The organism is Enterobacter sp. MGH85 (genome assembly GCF_001037655.1).
Lineage (GTDB): Bacteria > Pseudomonadota > Gammaproteobacteria > Enterobacterales > Enterobacteriaceae > Enterobacter > Enterobacter intestinihominis.
The window spans coordinates 4255932-4277708 of sequence record NZ_KQ089925.1 but is presented as its reverse complement, the minus strand read 5'-3'; the positions used below and the strand labels follow the sequence as shown (position 1 = coordinate 4277708).

At 53.6% G+C, this 21777-nt stretch carries 17 protein-coding genes and 7 tRNA genes; 5 read left to right on the top strand and 19 right to left on the bottom strand.

The features are described from left to right. Nucleotides 1-142: 142 nt before the first annotated feature. The 5 genes from lnt to miaB form a co-directional block, all read right to left on the bottom strand. Entirely contained in the window at nt 143-1681 is a 1539-nt protein-coding gene (gene lnt, locus SK51_RS20330; protein WP_022647439.1) for an apolipoprotein N-acyltransferase, read from the bottom strand. Between the two features lie 5 nt (nt 1682-1686). Further along, nucleotides 1687-2565: a CNNM family magnesium/cobalt transport protein CorC gene (gene corC / locus SK51_RS20325; protein ID WP_003858679.1), complete on the bottom strand. Its 879-nt coding sequence runs from the start codon at nt 2563-2565 to the stop codon at nt 1687-1689. Nucleotides 2566-2649: 84 nt separating this feature from the next. Next, nucleotides 2650-3117: an rRNA maturation RNase YbeY gene (ybeY, locus tag SK51_RS20320; RefSeq protein WP_003858677.1), complete on the bottom strand. Its 468-nt coding sequence runs from the start codon at nt 3115-3117 to the stop codon at nt 2650-2652. Then, entirely contained in the window at nt 3114-4160 is a 1047-nt protein-coding gene (locus tag SK51_RS20315; protein ID WP_003858674.1) for a PhoH family protein, read from the bottom strand. The genes ybeY and SK51_RS20315 overlap by 4 nt, the downstream gene beginning before the upstream one ends. 163 nt (nt 4161-4323) lie before the next feature. Beyond that, nucleotides 4324-5748, bottom strand: a complete 1425-nt coding sequence (miaB, locus tag SK51_RS20310; protein ID WP_023305691.1) for a tRNA (N6-isopentenyl adenosine(37)-C2)-methylthiotransferase MiaB — start codon at nt 5746-5748, stop codon at nt 4324-4326. A 135-nt stretch (nt 5749-5883) separates the two neighbouring features. Here miaB and ubiF point away from each other — a divergent pair, with 135 nt between their 5' ends. Continuing rightward, nucleotides 5884-7059 (top strand): 3-demethoxyubiquinol 3-hydroxylase, encoded by a 1176-nt coding sequence (gene ubiF, locus SK51_RS20305; RefSeq protein WP_023305692.1) that lies wholly within the window; start codon nt 5884-5886, stop codon nt 7057-7059. A 108-nt stretch (nt 7060-7167) separates the two neighbouring features. Here ubiF and SK51_RS20300 read toward each other — a convergent pair. The 12 genes from SK51_RS20300 to nagB all read right to left on the bottom strand — a co-directional run bounded on the left by SK51_RS20300 (nt 7168) and on the right by nagB (nt 14032). Then, a tRNA-Gln gene (locus SK51_RS20300) sits at nt 7168-7242 on the bottom strand. A 34-nt stretch (nt 7243-7276) separates the two neighbouring features. After that, nucleotides 7277-7351: transfer RNA gene (locus SK51_RS20295), tRNA-Gln, on the bottom strand. Between the two features lie 41 nt (nt 7352-7392). Further along, nucleotides 7393-7469, bottom strand: a tRNA-Met gene (locus tag SK51_RS20290). A gap of 17 nt (nt 7470-7486) precedes the next feature. Further along, nucleotides 7487-7561: transfer RNA gene (locus SK51_RS20285), tRNA-Gln, on the bottom strand. Nucleotides 7562-7593: 32 nt separating this feature from the next. Continuing rightward, nucleotides 7594-7668 (bottom strand) — tRNA-Gln (locus SK51_RS20280). 23 nt (nt 7669-7691) lie between these two features. Beyond that, nucleotides 7692-7776 (bottom strand) — tRNA-Leu (locus SK51_RS20275). An 8-nt stretch (nt 7777-7784) separates the two neighbouring features. After that, nucleotides 7785-7861 (bottom strand) — tRNA-Met (locus tag SK51_RS20270). A gap of 225 nt (nt 7862-8086) precedes the next feature. Next, nucleotides 8087-9751: an asparagine synthase B gene (asnB, locus tag SK51_RS20260; protein ID WP_015571128.1), complete on the bottom strand. Its 1665-nt coding sequence runs from the start codon at nt 9749-9751 to the stop codon at nt 8087-8089. Between the two features lie 250 nt (nt 9752-10001). Next, the gene (nagD, locus tag SK51_RS20255) at nt 10002-10754 is read right to left on the bottom strand and encodes a ribonucleotide monophosphatase NagD (protein ID WP_003858667.1); all 753 of its coding nucleotides are present in this window, start codon (nt 10752-10754) and stop codon (nt 10002-10004) included. A gap of 45 nt (nt 10755-10799) precedes the next feature. Then, on the bottom strand, nt 10800-12020 hold the full coding sequence (nagC, locus tag SK51_RS20250; RefSeq protein WP_023305693.1) for a DNA-binding transcriptional regulator NagC: 1221 nt from the start codon (nt 12018-12020) through the stop codon (nt 10800-10802). 8 nt (nt 12021-12028) lie between these two features. Beyond that, nucleotides 12029-13177 (bottom strand): N-acetylglucosamine-6-phosphate deacetylase, encoded by a 1149-nt coding sequence (nagA, locus tag SK51_RS20245; RefSeq protein WP_023299598.1) that lies wholly within the window; start codon nt 13175-13177, stop codon nt 12029-12031. A gap of 54 nt (nt 13178-13231) precedes the next feature. Then, nucleotides 13232-14032: a glucosamine-6-phosphate deaminase gene (gene nagB, locus SK51_RS20240; RefSeq protein ID WP_003858663.1), complete on the bottom strand. Its 801-nt coding sequence runs from the start codon at nt 14030-14032 to the stop codon at nt 13232-13234. 325 nt (nt 14033-14357) lie between these two features. On the opposite strand from nagB, the gene nagE reads away from it, so the two are divergent. The 4 genes from nagE to chiQ all read left to right on the top strand — a co-directional run bounded on the left by nagE (nt 14358) and on the right by chiQ (nt 20363). Then, nucleotides 14358-16307, top strand: a complete 1950-nt coding sequence (gene nagE, locus SK51_RS20235; RefSeq protein WP_048207002.1) for a PTS N-acetyl glucosamine transporter subunit IIABC — start codon at nt 14358-14360, stop codon at nt 16305-16307. A gap of 169 nt (nt 16308-16476) precedes the next feature. Beyond that, nucleotides 16477-18144, top strand: coding sequence for a glutamine--tRNA ligase (gene glnS / locus SK51_RS20230; RefSeq protein ID WP_015571127.1), 1668 nt, complete (start codon nt 16477-16479; stop codon nt 18142-18144). 447 nt (nt 18145-18591) lie between these two features. Continuing rightward, the gene (chiP, locus tag SK51_RS20225; RefSeq protein WP_017694280.1) at nt 18592-19989 is read left to right on the top strand and encodes a chitoporin ChiP; all 1398 of its coding nucleotides are present in this window, start codon (nt 18592-18594) and stop codon (nt 19987-19989) included. Between the two features lie 47 nt (nt 19990-20036). Further along, nucleotides 20037-20363 (top strand): ChiQ/YbfN family lipoprotein, encoded by a 327-nt coding sequence (chiQ, locus tag SK51_RS20220; protein WP_023299602.1) that lies wholly within the window; start codon nt 20037-20039, stop codon nt 20361-20363. Between the two features lie 92 nt (nt 20364-20455). On the opposite strand, the gene fur is transcribed toward chiQ, so the two are convergent. Continuing rightward, nucleotides 20456-20902, bottom strand: coding sequence for a ferric iron uptake transcriptional regulator (fur, locus tag SK51_RS20215; RefSeq protein WP_003858655.1), 447 nt, complete (start codon nt 20900-20902; stop codon nt 20456-20458). 291 nt (nt 20903-21193) lie between these two features. Next, nucleotides 21194-21724, bottom strand: a complete 531-nt coding sequence (fldA, locus tag SK51_RS20210) for a flavodoxin FldA (RefSeq protein WP_003858653.1) — start codon at nt 21722-21724, stop codon at nt 21194-21196. Between the last annotated feature and the right edge of the window lie 53 nt (nt 21725-21777).

Sequence of the window (21777 nt, the reverse complement as noted above, 5' to 3'; positions counted from 1 at the left end):
GTTAAGCCAGACAGCGTTTGCGTAATTAAACAAAGCAACAGGCGTGCCAGAATTGAAGTTTAGGAGGAAATTGTCGGGTGGCGGCTGCGCCGGAGAGTAGGCCGGGTAAGGCGTAGCCGCCACCCGGCAACAGAAGGCCAGGTTATCTACGACGCTGACGCAGGCTCATCACTACGGCGGCAAAACCGAACAGCGTGGTCAGGATCCACAGCGGCCAGTTCCCGGTGCGCGCATAAGGCGTCAGGCCCGTAGCTGGCGTGACTTTCGTGGTCAGCACCTCACGGGTGAACTGCGGGATCATGGCCTGGATTTCACCCTGCGGGCCAATCACGGCGGTGATGCCGTTATTGGTGCTGCGCAACAGCGGACGTGCCAGCTCCAGAGAACGCATTCGTGCCATCTGGAAGTGCTGCCACGGGCCGATCGATTTACCGAACCACGCATCGTTTGAGATGGTCAGCAGATAGTCGGTGTCCGGGCGGAAGTTATCGCGCACCTGCTCGCCGAGGATAATCTCGTAGCAAATAGCGGCCGTCAGGGCAAAACCGTGCGCATGCAGCTGCGGCTGAACGTAAGGGCCCCGGCTGAATGAGGACATCGGCAGGTCAAAGAACGGTGCCAGTGGGCGCAGAATAGACTCCAGCGGAACAAACTCGCCAAACGGTACAAGGTGATTTTTGTTGTAACGATTGGTGGAGGTATAGCTGTATTCGCTGTCCTTACCGAGCGTAATGATCGTGTTGTACGTGTCATAGCGGTTCTGCTGATTGAGACGCGCATCCACAATTCCGGTAATCAGCGTACTGCCGCGCGCGCGCAGCAGATCGTCCATCATCTTCAGGAAGGGCTGCTGATTGATCTCCAGATCCGGGATCGCAGACTCAGGCCAGATGATGAGCTGCGATTTGCCCATCACCTTTTCAGTGGCGTTGGCGTAGATTTTCAGCGTGTTCAGCAGCTGATTCTCATCCCATTTCAATGACTGCGGGATATCGCCCTGTATCAACGATACCTGCGTGGCGCGCGCGGGCTCCAGCGTGAACCACTGGATATAACGCAGTGGGAAAGGCAGGGCAAACAGGATTAACGCGGCAACCAGCGGCTTCCAGTTACGTGTCACCAGAGCCAGCACCAGCAGGCCGCTGACCGCCATGAGCAGGAAGTTAATCGCCTCCACGCCCATGACGGGAGCCAGACCTTTCAGCGGGCCGTCCACCTGGCTATAGCCGAACTGCAACCACGGGAAGCCGGTCAGTACCCAGCCGCGCAGAAATTCGGTGATTTGCCAGACAACGGGAGCCGCTATCGCGACGCGCAGCCAGGTCGTTTTAGGCCACAGACGAGATAGAATACCGGCGAACAGGCCAGTGTAGAGCGAAAGATAGGCGGCGAGCAGCACAACCAGGAAGACGTTAACCGGCCCCGGCATTCCGCCAAATTGCGCGATACTGACGTAGACCCAGTTGATACCAGAGCCAAACAGCCCCAGCCCCCAGAAGTAGCCTATGGCCGCGGCCTGTACCGGACGACGGTTCAGGGTAAGACCCTGTAGCCCCATCAGGGAGAGAATAGCGGCTGGCCAAATATCGTAAGGAGAAAAAGCCAGCGTACCGCTGGCTCCGAGTAACAGCGCCAGCAGCAAACGGACGCGCTGGCGTTCAAAGAGTGGGGCAAATGCCATTTACATTAATCTTCCAGTTTTGGCACCGGTGAGTCGTCCGGCATTCTGACATGAACCTGAATAATACGTCGGCTGTCAGCCATTGCGACCTTGAACTGGTAACCATCGATGTCAACGGTTTCACCGCGGGCCGGAAGATGGCCGAAGGCCTGCATCACCAGACCACCAATGGTGTCCACTTCTTCATCGCTGAAGCTGGTGCCAAAGGTGTCATTGAAGTCTTCAATGGAGGCCAGCGCGCGCACGGTCCAGGTGTGGCGGCTCAGCTGACGGAAGTCGATATCCTCTTCTTCGTCATACTCATCTTCGATTTCGCCCACGATCAGCTCAAGGATGTCTTCGATTGTGACCAGACCGGAAACGCCACCAAATTCATCAATAACAATCGCCATGTGATAGCGCTGGGAGCGAAACTCCTTCAGCATCCGATCCACACGTTTACTTTCCGGCACAACCACGGCCGGGCGTAACACTTTTTCCATACTGAAGGCTTCGGCATCGCTGCGCATAAACGGCAGCAGATCTTTCGCCATCAAAATCCCTTCGATGTGATCTTTGTCTTCGCTGATGACCGGGAAACGTGAGTGAGCCGATTCGATAATCACATCGAGGCACTCGTCCAGCGTCTGGTTGCGTTTCAGGGTAATCATCTGCGAGCGGGGGATCATGATGTCGCGGACGCGCTGGTCGGCGATGTCCATCACCCCTTCGAGCATTTCGCGCGTATCTTCGTCGATAAGGTCGTTCTGCCCGGAATCACGAATCAGCTCCAGCAGTTCGTCACGGTTTTTCGGTTCGCCGTGGAAAAGCTGGTTCAGGATGAGGGAGAAAAATCCCTTTTTAGTGGTTGTCGTGTCGCTACTGTGTGAATTGTCGTCGCTCATGGCGTTTGTTAAGGGTTCTCTTGTTAGTTCAACGTTAACCGCCGCGCTATGTCCCTGCGCGGCGGCATGGTAGTCAGTGACTGACTATTCTTTCTCGGCAATGTACGGATCCTCATAGCCCAGAGCAAGCATTATCTCTGTCTCGAGGGATTCCATCTCTTCCGCTTCGTCATCTTCAATATGGTCGTAACCCAGAAGATGCAGGCTACCGTGCACCACCATGTGTGCCCAGTGCGCTTCCAGCGGCTTTTGCTGCTCTTTGGCTTCCTGCTCAACCACCTGACGGCAGATGATCAGATCGCCCAGCAGCGGCATCTCAATGCCCGGAGGGGCTTCGAATGGGAAAGAGAGCACATTGGTCGGCTTATCTTTCCCGCGATAGGTCAGGTTGAGCTCATGGCTTTCTGCTTCATCCACCAGGCGAATCGTGACCTCTGATTCTTCCTGAAACTGGGGGATAACGGCATCCAGCCATTTCTGAAACTGTGCCTCTTCTGGCATGCCGGAATTATCTTCACAGGCCAGCTGTAAATCGAGGATCACCTGACTCATTTCTGTTCATGCTCCTGCGCTTCGCGCTTACGTTCTGCGGCCAGCTCGGCCCTGCGCTTCTGATCTGCCTCTTCCCAGGCCTCATAAGCGTTAACGATACGCGCGACCACCGGGTGGCGTACCACGTCTTCGCTGTGGAAGAAGTTGAAGCTGATTTCCTCTACCTCGGCCAGGACTTCGATGGCGTGACGCAGACCCGATTTGGTGTTACGCGGCAGGTCAATCTGGGTGACGTCACCGGTAATAACCGCTTTCGAGTTAAAGCCAATACGCGTCAGGAACATCTTCATTTGTTCGATGGTGGTGTTCTGGCTCTCATCCAGAATGATGAACGCGTCGTTAAGTGTACGCCCACGCATGTAGGCCAGCGGGGCCACTTCAATCACGTTACGCTCGATGAGCTTTTCAACTTTCTCGAAGCCGAGCATTTCGAACAGCGCGTCGTACAGCGGGCGCAGGTAGGGGTCCACTTTCTGACTTAAATCGCCCGGCAGGAAGCCGAGTTTCTCACCGGCTTCTACAGCAGGGCGGGTCAGCAGGATACGGCGGATCTCCTGACGCTCAAGCGCATCGACAGCAGCAGCAACGGCCAGATAGGTTTTACCCGTACCCGCCGGACCCACGCCAAAGGTGATGTCATGGTCGAGAATGTTGGCGATGTACTGTGCCTGGTTCGGGGTACGAGGCTTAATCACGCCGCGTTTGGTTTTAATGTTGATGGCTTTGCCATAGTCCGGCACGCTTTCCGCGCTCTGCTCAAGCACGCGCGCCTCTTTGATGGCCAGGTGGATCTGTTCAGGTTCAATATCCTGGATCTCACCGCGCATCGGGGCGGTATCAACATACAGGCTGCGGAGAATATCTGCCGCGGCGTTGACGCAGATTGGGCGTCCGGTGAGTTTGAAATGGTTATCGCGACGATTGATTTCGATACCCAGACGTCGCTCCAGTTGTTTGATGTTGTCATCAAACGGCCCGCACAGGCTCAGCAGGCGAGCGTTGTCTGCGGGCTCAAGGCTAATTTCACGCGTATCTATGTTCAAACTGTTCCTCTTTATTTGGTTAACTGACCTGTGGCCACACGGCGTAATAAAACGGTCATTACCGAAATTATTCACGCCATAGAATAAAGGCGCAAGCGTTGCGGTAGATATTGGGGGTGATGAGAGGAAATACAAGGCCTGCCGGACAGGCAGGCCAGAGGGATCAGGGCTGGTAAATACCTACGCCAGAATCGTTGACTTTACGGGTGCGAGAGATAACGGATTCCGGAGTCTGTGCAATACGCAGACCCATTTCGTCCTCAGTACGTACCACCTTCCCGCGCAGCGAGTTCGTGAGCACTTCGACAATCTCGACGTCCACAAACTTACCAATCATGTCCGGGGTGCCTTCAAAATTCACCACGCGGTTATTTTCGGTTCGACCAGACAGTTCCATGATGCTCTTACGGGAAGTGCCTTCCACCAGAATACGCTGGACAGTGCCGAGCATACGACGGCTCCAGGCGTTGGCCTGCTGGTTGATACGCTCCTGCAAAATATACAGACGCTGCTTTTTCTCTTCTTCCGGCACATCGTCAACCATATCGGCCGCTGGGGTGCCCGGGCGTGCTGAGAAGATGAAGCTGTAGCTGACGTCGAAATTCACCTCGCCGATGAGCTTCATGGTGCGCTCGAAGTCATCAGCGGTTTCGCCAGGGAAGCCGACGATAAAGTCGGAGCTAATCTGGATATCCGGGCGTGCTTCACGCAGCTTGCGGATGGTGGACTTATACTCCAGCACCGTATGTGGACGACCCATCATGTTCAGCACGCGGTCAGAGCCGCACTGGATCGGCAGGTGCAGGAAGCTCACCAGCTCTGGCGTATCGCGATAGACGTCAATAATGTCGTCGGTAAATTCCATCGGATGGCTGGTGGTAAAGCGAATGCGGTCAATGCCGTCAATCGCCGCCACCAGACGCAGCAGTTCAGCAAAGCTGCCAGTGGTGCCGTCGTAGTTTTCCCCGCGCCAGGCGTTCACGTTCTGGCCCAGCAGGTTCACTTCGCGAACGCCCTGCGCGGCAAGCTGCGCGATTTCAAACAGGATATCGTCTGCCGGGCGGCTCACTTCTTCACCGCGGGTGTAAGGTACCACGCAGTAAGTACAGTATTTGTTGCAGCCTTCCATGATGGAGACGAAGGCGGTCGGGCCATCAGCGCGCGGCTCTGGCAGACGGTCAAATTTCTCGATCTCCGGGAAACTCACGTCAACCACCGGGCTACGGCTGCCGCGAACCTGGTTAATCATCTCTGGCAGGCGGTGAAGGGTCTGAGGGCCAAAAACGATATCCACATAGGGTGCTCTCTGGCGGATCAGCTTACCTTCCTGCGATGCGACGCAGCCACCCACGCCAATAATCAGGTCCGGATTTTTCCGTTTGAGAAGCTTCCAGCGGCCTAACACATGAAAGACTTTTTCCTGTGCTTTTTCACGAATTGAACAGGTGTTCAGCAGCAGCACATCGGCTTCTTTCGCATTTTCAGTCAGCTGGTATCCGTGGGTGGTATCCAGCAGATCGGCCATCTTCGATGAATCGTATTCGTTCATCTGACAGCCCCAGGTTTTTATATGGAGTTTTTTAGTCATCGACTTGCTCAGCTCAGGATTGCAAGCCGCGTATTGTAATGCTTTGGTGCGGTTGTGACCAGTATGAAGGTTGTCAACCTCAGGGCCGCAAAAATCCGGTAAACTTAAGGTATTCTCCAATAAGGAATAGTGACCATGACACTCCTGAACACCGAAGTTGCCGTTGTTGGCGGCGGTATGGTCGGCGGCGCACTGGCGCTGGGGCTGGCGCAGCAGGGATTTGACGTAACCGTTATTGAACAGGCGGCTCCGCCGGTATTCGATCCTTCCAGCCAACCGGACGTGCGTATTTCCGCCATCAGCGCGTCCTCTGTTGATCTGCTTCGCGGGCTGGGCGTCTGGGAGGCGGTGCTGGCGATGCGCGCGCACCCTTACAGCCGTCTTGAAACCTGGGAGTGGGAAAATGCTCACGTCTCGTTTGACGCCGCCGAGCTGAAACTGCCGCGCCTGGGCTATATGGTGGAAAACAACGTGCTCCAGCAGGCACTCTGGCAGGCGCTGGAGGCGCACCCGAAGGTGACGCTGCGCGTTCCGGACTCGCTGAAAGCCCTGCATCGTCATGAAGGTGGATATCTCCTGACGCTGGATAACGACGATGAGCTGGCCGTAAAGCTGGTGGTGGGGGCGGATGGCGCGAACTCGCAGGTCAGGCAGATGGCAGGCATTGGGATCCATGCCTGGCAGTATCAGCAGTCCTGCATGCTGATCACCGTGCAGTCAGAAAACGCGCCGGGCGAAAGCACCTGGCAGCATTTTACGCCGAACGGCCCGCATGCATTCTTACCGTTGTTTGATAACTGGGCTTCGCTGGTGTGGTACGACAAGCCGGCGCGCATTCGACAGTTGCAGGGGCTGTCCATGGATCAGTTGCAGCGCGAAATCCGCCAGCACTTCCCGCGCCGTCTGGGTAACGTGACCCCGGTTGCCGCTGGCGCATTCCCGCTGATGCGACGCCATGCGTTGCAGTATGCCCGTGAAGGGCTGGCCCTGGTGGGAGACGCGGCGCACACCATTCATCCGCTGGCGGGGCAGGGGGTTAACCTGGGATACCGTGACGTCGATGCGTTACTGGATGTGCTGGGTAACGCTCGCGCCCACGCGGAAGCCTGGGCCAGCCATCAGGTACTGAAGCGCTACCAGACGCGCCGTATGGCGGATAACTTCATTATGCAGTCGGGGATGGATCTGTTCTATGCCGGGTTCAGCAATGACGTGGGTCCGGTGCGGATATTGCGAAATATCGGACTGATGGCGGCGGAGCGCGCCGGTGGTCTGAAGCGTCAGGCACTGAAATACGCCCTCGGACTCTAATCTTTATTCCCTCTCCCCGTGGGAGAGGGTTAGGGTGAGGGCATCAGGCCGCACTATTCTGAGCAACAAAAACAAAAAAGCCCGCAGAGCGGGCTTTTTTGTTTTAAGTGGCTGGGGTGCAGGGATTCGAACCCCGGAATGCTGGTATCAGAAACCAGAGCCTTACCGCTTGGCGACACCCCAATTGCGTTAAACAAACTGCTTAACGACTTTAAAGTGGCTGGGGTACGAGGATTCGAACCTCGGAATGCCGGAATCAGAATCCGGTGCCTTACCGCTTGGCGATACCCCAACAATGTTCAGTTTACCGAATCGTATTCGATAACATAAATATGGTGGCTACGACGGGATTCGAACCTGTGACCCCATCATTATGAGTGATGTGCTCTAACCAACTGAGCTACGTAGCCAGTACTGCAATCTTCGATGGCTGGGGTACCTGGATTCGAACCAGGGAATGCCGGTATCAAAAACCGGTGCCTTACCGCTTGGCGATACCCCAATACCGCGGAGAACCGCATGATCGAAGAAATATGGCTGGGGTACCTGGATTCGAACCAGGGAATGCCGGTATCAAAAACCGGTGCCTTACCGCTTGGCGATACCCCATCCGTGCAACGCTTACCTGGGAATGGTGCGGGAGGCGAGACTTGAACTCGCACACCTTGCGGCGCCAGAACCTAAATCTGGTGCGTCTACCAATTTCGCCACTCCCGCAAAAAAGATGGTGGCTACGACGGGATTCGAACCTGTGACCCCATCATTATGAGTGATGTGCTCTAACCAACTGAGCTACGTAGCCATCTTTTTTTCGCGTTACCTTATCGGCGTTGCGGGGCGCATTATGCGTATAGACCCTTGCAGCGTCAACACCTTTTTCAATGAAAATAGCCGGAATGTGACTGTTTGGTTAGGTTGCGAACAGCGAGGCCGAATATTCGACAATTATTGGTTATTAATCGATTTTATGCGGGGAAAAGAGAGGCAAAAAAATCAGGCCCCGGAGGGCCTGATGATACTCTGAACATTATTTATAGGCAGACTGGTGAACGCCCACTGCGCGTCCTGACGGATCGTTCATGGCTTTGAAGGATTCATCCCATTCAATGGCTTTAGCAGAAGAGCAGGCGACCGATGGACCACCCGGTACGCACTCGGCTGCACTTGGAACCGGGAACAGCTCCTCAAAGATCTCACGGTACAAATACGCTTCTTTCGAGGCTGGCGTGTTGTACGGGAAGCGGAAGCTCGCAGTTTCCAGTTGTTGATCAGAAACCTGTTTTGCCGCCACCTCTTTCAGGGTGTCGATCCAGCTGTAACCCACGCCATCCGAGAACTGCTCTTTCTGACGCCACGCCACGCTCGCCGGCAGGTAGGATTCAAAACATTCACGCAGGATATGTTTCTCCATTTTGCCGTTGCCGCACATTTTGTCCTGCGGGTTGATGCGCATCGCCACATCGAGGAATTTCTTATCGAGGAACGGCACGCGGGCTTCCACACCCCAGGCGGACATCGCTTTGTTGGCGCGCGCGCAGTCAAACATGTGCAGCGCCTGTAGCTTACGCACCGTTTCTTCATGCAGCTCTTTGGCGTTTGGCGCTTTGTGGAAATAGAGGTAACCGCCAAACACTTCGTCAGAACCTTCGCCGGAGAGCACCATCTTGATGCCCATCGCTTTGATCTTCCGCGACATCAAATACATCGGCGTGGAGGCGCGAATGGTGGTCACATCATAGGTTTCAATGTGATAGATCACATCGCGGATCGCATCCAGACCTTCCTGTACGGTGAAGTGAATTTCATGGTGCACCGTGCCGAGATGGTTCGCCACTTCCTGGGCGGCTTTCAGGTCAGGTGCCCCTTCCAGACCCACGGCAAAGGAGTGCAGCTGCGGCCACCAGGCTTCAGAGCGCTCCTGATCTTCCACGCGACGTGCGGCGAATTTCTTGGTAATCGCGGAGATCACGGAGGAGTCCAGACCGCCGGAGAGCAGTACGCCATAAGGTACGTCTGACATCAGGTGGCTTTTCACTGACTCCTCTAGTGCCTGACGCAGTTCGGCTTTGTCCGTCACGTTGTCTTTCACCGCCTCATAATCAAACCAGTCGCGCTGGTAGTACGGGCGGATCTCGCCGTCTTTACTCCACAGGTAGCTACCTGCCGGGAACTCTTTGATGGTGCGGCACACCGGTACCAGGGCTTTCATCTCTGAGGCAACGTAGAAGTTACCGTGTTCATCGTGTCCCATGTACAGCGGGATAATACCAATATGGTCGCGGCCAATCAGGTAAGCGTCTTTTTCGCTGTCGTACAGCGCGAAGGCGAACATACCTTGCAGGTCGTCGAGGAACTCCGGGCCTTTCTCCTGATACAGCGCCAGGATCACTTCGCAGTCTGAGCCGGTCTGAAACGCATAGCGATCGCCGTACTCAGCGCGCAGCGCCTGATGGTTGTAAATTTCACCGTTAACAGCAAGCGCGTGCGTTTTTTTCTCGTTATACAGCGGCTGTGCGCCAGCGTTGACATCAACAATGGAAAGACGTTCGTGAGCCAGAATCGCTTTATCGCTGGCGTAAACGCCTGACCAGTCCGGACCGCGATGGCGCATCAGGCGGGACAATTCGAGTGCTTTTTTACGCAGTTCGCCCGCGTCAGTTTTAATATCCAGTACGCCAAAAATAGAACACATAACCTTCTCCGTTAACCCTGTTGCGTTGTGATGTTGCTTGCTTATGAAAATGCCGCAAAAAGGGGAGGGGGCGCAAGCGTTTTACCGATGAAAACGTAAAAAGTGCAATGGCAATTGCCGAATCTTAAAAAAAGAGTATGCATTAAGCCATTCTATTGATGATTTCTCAATGAAGAGCTGATTTCGTTAGATGAAGTGATATTTTCAGGCAGCAGAAATGAAAAACCACGCCCTGAGGCGTGGTTCTGAATCAAATAACGTCGATTTCGTCGACAGAGGGGTAAATCCAGCTTGGCCGGAACGGCATCGTATCAATGTCATCAAGCTGTGAAACGCCAGAAAGCACCAGGATGGTTTCAAGCCCCGCCTGGAAGCCAGCCAGAATATCGGTGCGCAGGTTGTCGCCAACAATGACGGTTTCTTCTGAGTGTGCCTGCATCGTATTCAGTGCAGCGCGGATGATCCACGGGCTCGGTTTGCCGACAACAAACGGCTTACGGCCTGAGATTTTTTCGATACCGGCGCACAGCGCACCGCAGGCGGGATAAAAACCACGACCATGCGTATCCGGGTTAGTGGCGATAAAACGTGCACCATTGGCGACAAAGTAGGCTGCTTTATGCATCATCTCCCAGTTAAAGGAGCGCGTTTCGCCCACGATGACAAAGTCCGGATTCACGTCGGTGATGGTGAAGCCCGCTTTATACAGCTCGTGGATCAGCGCGCCTTCGCCAACCACGTAGGCTTTTTTGCCTTCCTGACGCTTCAGGAAATCCGCGGTCGCCATCGCAGAGGTATAAAACACGCTGTCCGGGACGTTGACGCCCGCGGTAGCAAAGCGATTTGCCAGATCCTGACCAGTCTGTGAAGGGTAGTTCGTGAGAAGAACCAGTGGCATTCCTTTGTCGATGATGCGGTGAAGAAACTCCGCAGCACCTGGCACGGCAACGTTGTCGTGCATTAGCACGCCGTCGATATCACAAATTACATTCTTAATGGTCATGGACAATCCGACATCAAAAAAAGAAGGCGTTACTATAAGGTCCGATCAGGATTCCAGCAAATGTTGCAGCAGGATCCCGTTGAGCATGGCACGTTTTACCAGGGCGAATGCGCCAATTGCCGAGCGGTGATCGAGCGTAGATCGCACCACCGGCAAATTCTGGCGAAATGCCTTCAGCGCCTGGGTATTGATGCAGCCTTCAATGGCAGGCAGTAATACTTTTTCGGCTTCAACGATCTCGCCGGCAATCACCACTTTTTGCGGATTAAACAGGTTGATGGCAATGGCGATGGTCTTACCCAGGTGGCGTCCTACCTGTTCGATCACTTCGCAGGCCAGCGCATCGCCTTTGTTTGCCGCTTTGCAGATGGCACCGATCTTACAGTCGCCCAGCGTGACGCGGCTCTGATAACCCTGCTCCAGCAGGTGGCGGACGCGATGTTCAATGGCGGCATTGGCGGCAACGGTTTCAAGACAGCCAAAGTTACCGCAGTGGCAGCGCTCGCCAAGCGGTTCCACCTGGATATGACCGATCTCGCCTACGTTACCGTTACGACCAATAAAAATGCGGCCATTCGAGATGATACCCGCACCTGTACCACGGTGAACGCGCACCAGAATAGAGTCTTCGCAGTCCTGGCTCGCACCAAAGTAGTGCTCCGCCAGCGCCAGCGAGCGGATATCGTGACCAACAAAGCAGGTCAGCTTGAAGCGTTTTTCCAGCGCCTCAACCAGCCCCCAGTTCTCTACTTTAATATGCGGCATGTAGCGAATAACGCCGCTTTCCGGGTCAACCAGGCCGGGTAAAATCACCGAGATGGCGATGAGTTCACGGATCTTGCGCTGACAGATTTCGATAAACTGCGCAATGGTATTCAGTAACGCGTGTTCGAGCGTCTCCTGCGTGCGCTCAGGAAGGGGGTAATGCTCTTCGGCAATGGCCTTGCTGCTCAGATCGTAGAGCGTAAGCGTGGTGTCATGACGGCCTAAGCGAACGCCAATGGCCTGAAAATTGCGGGTTTCAGTGACGATGGAAATCGCGCGGCGGCCGCCGGTGGAGGCCTGCTGATCCACTTCTTTGATCAGGCCGCGCTCAATAAGCTGACGTGTAATTTTTGTCACGCTGGCGGGAGCAAGCTGGCTTTGTTCGGCTATCTGAATGCGTGAGATTGGCCCGTGCTGGTCAATCAGGCGATAAACTGCCGCGCTGTTAAGTTGTTTAACGAGATCGACATTACCGATTTGAGCTTGTCCGCCTGGTGTCATACTTTTACTTACTCAGTGACGACCTCGTTACCATTAACGATGGTCTTAATAATTTTATAATCGTGTGTGAACGCCGTCAGGTTTGCAACCATACCTGGCGCAATACCGCCGAGCTGTTTATCGACGCCAATAGCGCGCGCCGGATAAAGCGTGGCCATGCGCAGCACTTCCTCAAGCGCAATGCCGCAATGTTCAACGAGGTTACGTACCCCTTCGATCATCGTCAGAGAAGAACCGCTCAGCGTGCCGTTCTCATCCACACACAGTCCATTCCGGTAGTATATTGTTTTACCAGCAAAAATGAACTGGTCAATATTCGCTCCTGCCGGAGCGGTAGCATCCGTGACCAGGCAGAGCTTGTCGCCTTTAAGGCGCTTGGCGTTGCGGATGTTGGTGTAATCGACATGCAAGCCGTCGGCGATAATACCGCAGTAGACGTCTGGTTCATCCAGAATTGCGCCAACCAGTCCCGGTTCGCGACCGGTAATATACGGCATCGCGTTATAAAGGTGTGTGGCAAATGTAATACCTGCGCGGAAACCGGCCTTCGCCTCTTTAAGCGTCGCGTTCGAATGGCCCGCAGATACCACAATCCCGGCGGCGGCCAGTTTGCTGATAACGTCCGTGCCGGTCATTTCCGGTGCCAGCGTCACTTTAGTGATCACATCGGCATTGGCGCACATGTAATCCACCAGCTCGGCATCCGGTTTGCGCACGTAGTTCGGGTTATGGGTGCCTTTCTTGACCATATTCAGCCATGGTCCTTCCAGGTGCAGACCCAGCGCCTGATTCGGATGTTTTGCCAGGTATTCACGCATGACGCGGATACCCTGTTTCATCAGGTCATCGCTGCTGGTAATCAGCGTTGGCAGATAGCTGGTGCAGCCCGATTTCTCGTTGGCGTTTTGCATGATTTCCAGCGTTTCAACCGTTACCGCCTCTGCGGTATCGTTAAACTGGACACCGCCGCAGCCGTTAAGCTGTACGTCGATGAAACCGGGGGAGATTACTGCTCCATTGAGGGAACGCTGTTCGATCTCCGGCGGCAGTTCCGCCAGCGGGCAAACACGTTCAATCAGGCCATTGGCGATTACAATCGCATGGTCATCCAGAATTTCATGGCCGGTATAAATCCGACCGTGGGTTAAAGCGTACATATCGACCCCCGGTTAAAAAAGCGACCGCCCCTGATAAAAGAGGCGGTTATTCAATTACAGACCTTTAATGTTCTCAGCTTCCAGCTCGTTGAAGTATTTCAGCGTTTTCACTTTCAGCTCCATGGTGGACGGTTCGTCACACACGACAACCGCTTTTGGATGCAACTGTAAGCAGCTGATCGTCCACATATGGTTCACGTTGCCTTCAACGGCAGCCTGAAGCGCTTGCGCTTTCACTGCGCCCAGCACCAGAATCATCACTTCTTCGGCATCCAGCAGTGTACCCACACCCACGGTCAGCGCGTATTTAGGCACCTGATTGACGTCGCCGTCAAAGAAGCGGGAGTTAGCCACACGCGTGTCATGGGTCAACGTTTTAATACGGGTACGGGAAGCCAGTGAAGATGCCGGTTCGTTGAACGCGATATGACCATCGTTGCCTACGCCGCCCATAAACAGGTGGATTTTACCGTAAGAACGGATTTTTTCTTCATACTGACGGCATTCTGCGTCAATATCAGGCGCGTTTCCATTCAGCAGGTTAATGTTTTCAGCCGGAATATCAACGTGATCGAAGAAATTACGGTGCATAAAGCTGTGGTAACTTTCCGGATGTTCCTTTGGCAGGCCGACATATTCGTCCATGTTGAAGGTCACAACATGTTTAAAGCTAACCTGGCCCGCTTTGTGCATTTCAACCAAAGCCTTATACGCGGTCAGGGGAGTACCACCGGTTGGAAGACCGAGTACGAAAGGACGATCGGCTGTTGGTTTGAACGCGTTGATGCGGTTAACGATATGACGAGCAGCCCATTTTCCGACTTGTTCAGCTGTTGCCAGGGGAATCAGTCTCATTATTCACCTCTAAAGTTTAAGTAAAAGTGGGCGGATGATTAGTGCAACCTGAACTAAGCGTAACCTGGAACCTTTCAGGCCGGATCAATCCGTCTTGATTTTTTGAATGATAAAATAAGTTTTCGTGGTTAGCCAGTGAAAGGGAGGGTTTAATACGATATTTGGTGACAATAATCACAAAAAATAGGTGTTTAATTTGCGATACGAATTAATTTTTCACACACTCACACTGCCAGTGAATCATCAACAGTATCTATCGTTCGTGACACAATAAAAACATAGTTTATGCGCGAGTCTTAACAAAGGGTCTCGTAGGGGGAATAGGATGAATATTTTAGGTTTTTTCCAGCGCCTCGGTAGGGCTTTGCAGCTCCCTATCGCCGTGCTACCGGTTGCAGCATTGCTGCTGCGATTCGGGCAACCCGATCTTCTTAATGTGCCGTTTATTGCCCAGGCAGGCGGCGCCATTTTTGACAACCTTGCGCTGATTTTCGCCATCGGCGTGGCGTCAAGCTGGTCAAAAGACAGCGCCGGTGCTGCGGCACTGGCAGGGGCGGTAGGTTACTTCATCCTCACGAAAGCGATGGTAACCATCAACCCGGAAATCAACATGGGTGTACTGGCGGGTATCATTACCGGTCTGGTCGGTGGCGCCGTGTACAACCGCTGGGCGGGTATCAAACTGCCTGACTTCCTGAGCTTCTTCGGCGGTAAACGTTTTGTGCCGATTGCGACGGGCTTTTTCTGTCTGATCCTCGCCGCCATCTTTGGCTACGTTTGGCCACCGGTTCAGCATGCTATCCATGCGGGTGGCGAGTGGATCGTGTCTGCGGGCGCAATGGGCGCGGGCATCTTCGGTTTCATTAACCGTCTGCTGATCCCAACCGGTCTGCATCAGGTACTGAACACCATCGCCTGGTTCCAGATTGGTGAGTTCACCAACGCGGCTGGCGCGGTATTCCACGGTGATATCAACCGCTTCTACGCAGGTGACGGCACCGCGGGCATGTTCATGTCCGGCTTCTTCCCAATCATGATGTTTGGTCTGCCTGGCGCCGCGCTGGCAATGTACCTGGCTGCGCCGAAAGCGCGTCGCCCAATGGTTGGCGGGATGCTGCTGTCCGTTGCGATCACCGCCTTCCTGACCGGCGTGACCGAGCCACTGGAATTCCTGTTCATGTTCCTGGCTCCGCTGCTGTATCTGATGCACGCGATCCTGACCGGTATCAGCCTGTTCGTTGCCACCCTTCTGGGTATCCATGCAGGCTTCTCCTTCTCCGCAGGCGCTATCGACTATGTGTTGATGTACAACCTGCCGGCGGCAAGCAGCAACGTCTGGATGCTGGTGGTGATGGGCCTGATCTTCTTCGTTATCTACTTCGTTCTGTTCAGCGCGGTTATTCGTATGTTTAACCTGAAGACGCCGGGCCGCGAAGATACGAAAGATGCTGTTGTGACCAGTGAAGCCAACAGCAATACCGAAGAGGGTTTAACCCAGCTGGCAACCAGCTATATTGCCGCTGTGGGTGGCACCGACAACCTGAAAGCGATCGATGCCTGTATTACCCGTCTGCGTCTGACCGTGGGCGACTCCGCGCGCGTGAGCGATGCAATGTGCAAACGCCTTGGTGCGTCTGGTGTGGTGAAGCTGAATAAACAAACCATCCAGGTTATCGTGGGTGCGAAAGCCGAATCTATCGGCGATGAAATGAAAAAAGTGGTTGCCCGTGGGCCGGTCGCTGCCGCCTCAACGGATAACGCGCCAGTGGCTGACGCGCCGGTTGCAAAACCGCAGGCTGTGCCAAATGCGGTGACCATCGCTGCGCTGGTTTCTCCGGTGACAGGTGACGTTGTTGCGCTTGAGCAGGTGCCTGACGAAGCGTTCGCCAGCAAAGCGGTCGGTGATGGCGTGGCGGTGAAACCAACGGACAAAACCGTGGTCTCTCCGGCAGCCGGTACTATCGTGAAAATCTTCAACACCAACCACGCGTTCTGCCTGGAAACGGAAAAAGGCGCGGAGATCGTTGTCCATATGGGTATCGATACCGTTGCGCTGAACGGTCAGGGCTTTACTCGCCTGGTGGAAGAGGGCGCTGAAGTGGCGGCAGGCCAGCCGATTCTGGAAATGGATCTGGAGTTCCTGAACGCCAACGCGCGCTCCATGATAAGCCCGGTAGTGTGCAGCAACATCGACGACTTCAGCGGTCTGGTGATCCAGGCGCAGGGGCAGGTAGTTGCAGGCCAAACGCCACTGTATGAGATTAAAGGCAAGTAATCGCTCCTGAGTAGAGTTATGCCTTTAGCGGCGGGGGATATCCTCCGCCGCTTTTTTTTGCAGCAATTGCCCCCATTATTTTCTTCCGGGACGTTTTAAGGGTTGTCACTACGTCCGGCTTATAAGATCATATGCCGTTATACGTTGTTTACGCTTTGAGGAATCCACGATGAGTGAGGCAGAAGCCCGCCCGAGTAACTTTATTCGTCAGATCATCGATGAAGATCTGGCCAGTGGTAAGCACACCACAGTCCACACGCGTTTCCCGCCGGAGCCAAATGGCTACCTGCACATTGGTCACGCCAAATCGATCTGCCTTAACTTTGGTATTGCGCAAGACTACCAGGGGCAGTGCAACCTGCGTTTCGATGACACCAACCCAGTAAAAGAAGACATCGAATACGTTGAGTCGATTAAAAACGACGTGCAATGGCTGGGCTTCAACTGGTCAGGCGATATCTGCTACTCCTCAGACTATTTCGATCAGCTGTATGCCTATGCGGTTGAACTGATTAACAAGGGTCTGGCATACGTCGACGAGCTCTCTGCTGACGAAATCCGTGAATACCGCGGTACGCTGACTCAGCCCGGTAAGAACAGTCCGTTCCGCGATCGTAGCGTGGAAGAGAACCTGGCGCTGTTTGAAAAAATGCGTGCCGGTGGCTTTGAAGAAGGTAAAGCGTGTCTGCGTGCCAAAATCGATATGGCGTCTCCGTTCATCGTGATGCGCGATCCGGTGCTGTACCGCATTAAGTTCGCAGAACACCACCAGACCGGTAACAAGTGGTGCATCTACCCGATGTACGACTTCACCCACTGCATCAGCGATGCGCTGGAAGGCATTACGCACTCTCTGTGCACGCTGGAATTCCAGGACAACCGTCGTCTGTACGACTGGGTGCTGGATAACATCACCATTCCTGTGCATCCGCGTCAGTACGAGTTCTCTCGTCTGAACCTGGAATACACCGTGATGTCCAAGCGTAAGCTGAACCTGCTGGTCACTGACAAGCACGTTGAAGGCTGGGACGACCCACGTATGCCGACCATTTCTGGCCTGCGTCGTCGTGGCTACACCTCTGCGTCCATTCGTGAGTTCTGCAAACGTATCGGCGTCACCAAGCAGGACAACACCATCGAAATGGCGTCTCTGGAATCCTGCATTCGTGAAGACCTGAACGAAAACGCGCCGCGCGCGATGGCGGTGATCGATCCAGTGAAACTGGTTATCGAAAACTATCCGCAGGGCGGGAGCGAACTGGTCTCTATGCCTAATCATCCGAACAAACCGGAAATGGGCACCCGCGACGTGCCGTTCAGCGGTGAAATCTGGATCGATCGTGCCGACTTCCGCGAAGAAGCGAACAAGCAGTACAAGCGTCTGGTGCTGGGCAAAGAAGTACGTCTGCGTAACGCCTATGTAATCAAAGCCGAGCGCGTAGAGAAAGATGCGGAAGGTAACATCACGACCATCTTCTGTACGTACGACGCAGAGACGCTGAGCAAAGATCCGGCGGATGGCCGTAAAGTGAAAGGCGTAATCCACTGGGTGAGCGCGCAGCATGCGCTGCCGGTTGAGATCCGTCTCTACGACCGTCTGTTCAGCGTGCCTAACCCAGGCGCAGCGGAAGACTTCCTGGCGGTTATTAACCCTGAGTCTCTGATTATCAAGCAGGGGTATGCCGAGCCGTCTCTGAAAGCCGCTGAAGCCGGTAAAGCGTTCCAGTTCGAACGTGAGGGTTATTTCTGCCTGGACAGCCGTTACAGCACGGCAGAAAAACCGGTATTTAACCGTACCGTGGGTCTGCGTGATACCTGGACTAAGATCGGCGAATAATAACGCTGCTCTGGTCAATGAGAAACAAACGCCGCGTAAAGCGGCGTTTTTTTATTTAACGATCATGTCGTTAAGCATCGGGATAATCTTTTAAAGCCAACATTCCAGGTCAATGTGGTGCTACTTATTTTATTTAAAAAAAGTTTGTTGTTTTCCAAAAACAGAAACGTTGAAAAATATATTGTCAATCTCAATGTTACTTACTGAAAATTAGCGTATTCCCCCGCCAGTACTCGCTTCACGGTAAATGTTACAAAGCACTACGAAATATGTGCTCTTCGTCATAATCCTGACTTTTGCCTGATTAAAAGCATTGATAATTCGCGTCGCGAAAAATAACCTAAAGACGGTAGTTAATTCGAGGGTATTTCTGACTACCCCTGACCATTTGGTCTTTTCTGTTTTTCGCCATTTAAGGCGTTTTAATTCGTCAAAGAGGAATAATCTATGCGTACGTTCAGTGGCAAACGTAGTGCGCTGGCGCTGGCTATCGCCGGTGTGACAGCAATGTCGGGCCTGGTGGTTGCGCCAGAGGCAAAAGCAGCAGGTTTCATTGAAGATTCCACCCTTACGGGCGGTATTTATTACTGGCAACGTGAGCGTGACCGTAAAGACGTCACTGAAGATAAATACAAAACTAACCTTTCTCACTCGACCTGGAACGCCAACCTGGATTTCCAGTCGGGATATGCCGCCGATATGTTCGGGATCGATATTGCAGCGTTCACCGCAATTGAAATGGCCGAAAATGGCGACAGCGGCCATCCGAACGAAATTGCGTTTTCCTCCAGCAATAAAGCTTACGACGAAGACTGGTCCGGCGATAAAAGCGGAATCAGCCTGTATAAAGCGGCTGCAAAATTCAAATATGGCCCGGTCTGGGCGCGTGGTGGTTATATCCAGCCAACCGGTCAGACGCTGTTAGCGCCGCACTGGAGCTTTATGCCAGGTACCTATCAGGGCGCGGAAGCCGGTGCTAATTTTGACTACGGCGATGCGGGGGCGTTGAGCTTCTCCTATATGTGGACCAACGAGTACAAAGCGCCGTGGCACATTGAGATGGACAAGTTCTATCAAAACGATAAAAAAACCAAAGTTGATTATCTCCACTCGCTGGGGGCGAAGTACGACTTCAAAAACGATCTGGTGCTGGAAGCGGCTTTTGGTCAGGCTGAAGGCTATATCGATCAGTACTTTGCTAAAGCCAGCTACAAATTTGATATCGCAGGCAGCCCGCTGAGCACCAGCTATCAGTTCTACGGTACGCGCGACAAGGTCAGCGATGGCAGCGTAAATGATATTTATGACGGCACCGCGTGGTTACAGGCGCTGACCTTCGGCTACAAGGTGGGTCAGGTTGATTTGCGTCTGGAGGGTACATGGGTCAAGGCAGAAGGGCAGCAGGGCTACTTCCTGCAACGTATGACGCCAACCTACGCCTCTTCCAACGGTCGTCTGGATATCTGGTGGGATAACCGCTCTGACTTCAACGCCGACGGCGAAAAGGCAGTCTTCTTCGGCGCAATGTATGACCTGAAGAACTGGAACCTGCCTGGCTGGGCAGTGGGCGCGTCCTACGCGTACGCCTGGGACGCGAAGCCAGCGGATATGGCTACGCCAGACGCCTACTACGATCCGAACTACCGTCTGAAAGAGTCTTCATACAGTCTGGATGCGATTTATACCCTGCAGGAGGGCCGTGCGAAAGGCACGATGTTCAAACTGCACTTCACCCAGTATGACAACCACTCCGATATCCCGAGCTACGCGGGCGGTTACGGCAACATCTTCCAGGATGAGCGCGACGTGAAATTCATGGTCATTGCGCCATTTACCATCTTCTGATGAATGCTGCGGCGGGCTGTGTCCCGCCGTTATGGAGAATGAACATGATGAAAAAAAGGGTAATCGTTGCGCTGCTGGCATTCGGGCTGGTGGCGTGCGCGCAGGATCAGGCGCCGAAAGAAGACTCCCGTCTGAAAGAGGCGTATAGCGCTTGCATCAATACCGCACAAGGTTCACCTGAGAAGATTGAAGCCTGTCAAAGCGTGCTGAACGAGCTAAAAAAAGACAAAGCCCATGAGCAATTCGCCACGCAGGAAAACGTTCGCGTGATGGATTACCAGGCCTGCATTCAGGCGCGTAAAACCGGTAACGATCAGGAAGTGGCGAAGCGTTGCGATAAGATATGGGACGAGATTCGCAATAACAATAAATAAGTTGCTTTACGCCCGGTGGCGCTGCGCTTACCGGGCTTTTTCCAGGCAAAAAAAAGCCAACCTCACGGCTGGCTCAGAGTATGAACACTGACTTATTTTGCGTCGTGCGCATGTTCATTTTCGCGGCAATCCCCTTCAGCACAGTGACCGTACAGGTACAGGCTGTGGTTGGTCAGGCGGATGCCATGACGGGCGGCGATTTCACGCTGGCGTGATTCAATGGAATCATCGCTAAATTCAATGACCTTGCCACAGTCGAGGCAGATCAGGTGATCGTGGTGGTGCTGCTGAGTCAGCTCGAACACGGATTTACCGCCTTCGAAATTATGACGAGTAACAATGCCCGCGTCATCAAACTGGTTCAGCACACGATAGACGGTTGCCAGCCCAATCTCTTCACCCATATCGATAAGACGCTTATAAAGGTCTTCCGCACTGACATGGTGATTGTCTGGCCCCTGAAGCACTTCAAGGATTTTTAACCGAGGAAGCGTTACTTTCAGGCCAGCTTTCTTTAATGCGGTATTGTTGTCAGTCATGCGGAATCTGTCCTGTTGCTAAACGATTCACTTCAAAAGAAGAAGTGACAGAAAATGCACTTGGGATAATGCGTCTCATTATAGAACTGCCATGGCTAAATGGAAACTGCAAGTCTCAAGCAAAGTATGCTTATAAAAACGTGGTATCACCAACAAACTTGTTCGATGGCACCCACTTTTTACCAGGGGGATATTGTACAGGTCTGGACGAAAAAGTTAAAAGTTTGTAGCAATTAATTTAATCGGTTTTACCTGGACAACGGGCGCAACCGGAGTTGCGCCGCAGGGATATCAGGCGTTAAGGATATCGTCCAGGTTCAGCTCTTCACGAACCTGCTTAACCCATTTTTCTACACGCTCTGCGGTCAGCTCTGGCTGACGGTCTTCATCAATGGCAAGGCCAACGAAGTGATCGTCATCTGCCAGACCTTTGGAAGCTTCGAAGTGATAACCCGCTGTTGGCCAGTGACCAACGATCGCCGCACCGCGCGGCTCAATGATGTCGCGAATAGTGCCCAGCGCATCACAGAAATACTCAGCGTAGTCTTCCTGATCGCCACAGCCAAACAGGGCAACCAGCTTGCCGTTGAAGTCGACTTCTTCCAGCGTCGGGAAGAAATCGTCCCAGTCACACTGTGCTTCACCGTAGTACCAGGTCGGGATGCCCAGCAGCAGGATGTCATAGCCCTCGAGATCTTCTTTGCTGCTCTTGGCGATGTCATGCACATCAGCAACGTCTTTACCGAGCTGTTTTTGAATGTTTTTTGCGATATTTTCAGTATTGCCGGTATCACTGCCAAAGAAAATGCCGATGATTGCCATGAGTAAAATAACCTCTTGAAACTTAATGGTATGGTGGCGCAAATTGTCCACGG

What these genes read in the sequence shown, in the direction of transcription:
- lnt (WP_022647439.1), bottom strand. Translation starts at nt 1,681, where the DNA reads ATGGCATTTGCCCCACTCTTTGAACGCCAGCGCGTCCGTTTGCTGCTG.
- corC (WP_003858679.1), bottom strand. Translation starts at nt 2,565, where the DNA reads ATGAGCGACGACAATTCACACAGTAGCGACACGACAACCACTAAAAAG.
- ybeY (WP_003858677.1), bottom strand. Translation starts at nt 3,117, where the DNA reads ATGAGTCAGGTGATCCTCGATTTACAGCTGGCCTGTGAAGATAATTCC.
- miaB (WP_023305691.1), bottom strand. Translation starts at nt 5,748, where the DNA reads ATGACTAAAAAACTCCATATAAAAACCTGGGGCTGTCAGATGAACGAA.
- ubiF (WP_023305692.1), top strand. Translation starts at nt 5,884, where the DNA reads ATGACACTCCTGAACACCGAAGTTGCCGTTGTTGGCGGCGGTATGGTC.
- asnB (WP_015571128.1), bottom strand. Translation starts at nt 9,751, where the DNA reads ATGTGTTCTATTTTTGGCGTACTGGATATTAAAACTGACGCGGGCGAA.
- nagD (WP_003858667.1), bottom strand. Translation starts at nt 10,754, where the DNA reads ATGACCATTAAGAATGTAATTTGTGATATCGACGGCGTGCTAATGCAC.
- nagC (WP_023305693.1), bottom strand. Translation starts at nt 12,020, where the DNA reads ATGACACCAGGCGGACAAGCTCAAATCGGTAATGTCGATCTCGTTAAA.
- nagA (WP_023299598.1), bottom strand. Translation starts at nt 13,177, where the DNA reads ATGTACGCTTTAACCCACGGTCGGATTTATACCGGCCATGAAATTCTG.
- nagB (WP_003858663.1), bottom strand. Translation starts at nt 14,032, where the DNA reads ATGAGACTGATTCCCCTGGCAACAGCTGAACAAGTCGGAAAATGGGCT.
- nagE (WP_048207002.1), top strand. Translation starts at nt 14,358, where the DNA reads ATGAATATTTTAGGTTTTTTCCAGCGCCTCGGTAGGGCTTTGCAGCTC.
- glnS (WP_015571127.1), top strand. Translation starts at nt 16,477, where the DNA reads ATGAGTGAGGCAGAAGCCCGCCCGAGTAACTTTATTCGTCAGATCATC.
- chiP (WP_017694280.1), top strand. Translation starts at nt 18,592, where the DNA reads ATGCGTACGTTCAGTGGCAAACGTAGTGCGCTGGCGCTGGCTATCGCC.
- chiQ (WP_023299602.1), top strand. Translation starts at nt 20,037, where the DNA reads ATGAAAAAAAGGGTAATCGTTGCGCTGCTGGCATTCGGGCTGGTGGCG.
- fur (WP_003858655.1), bottom strand. Translation starts at nt 20,902, where the DNA reads ATGACTGACAACAATACCGCATTAAAGAAAGCTGGCCTGAAAGTAACG.
- fldA (WP_003858653.1), bottom strand. Translation starts at nt 21,724, where the DNA reads ATGGCAATCATCGGCATTTTCTTTGGCAGTGATACCGGCAATACTGAA.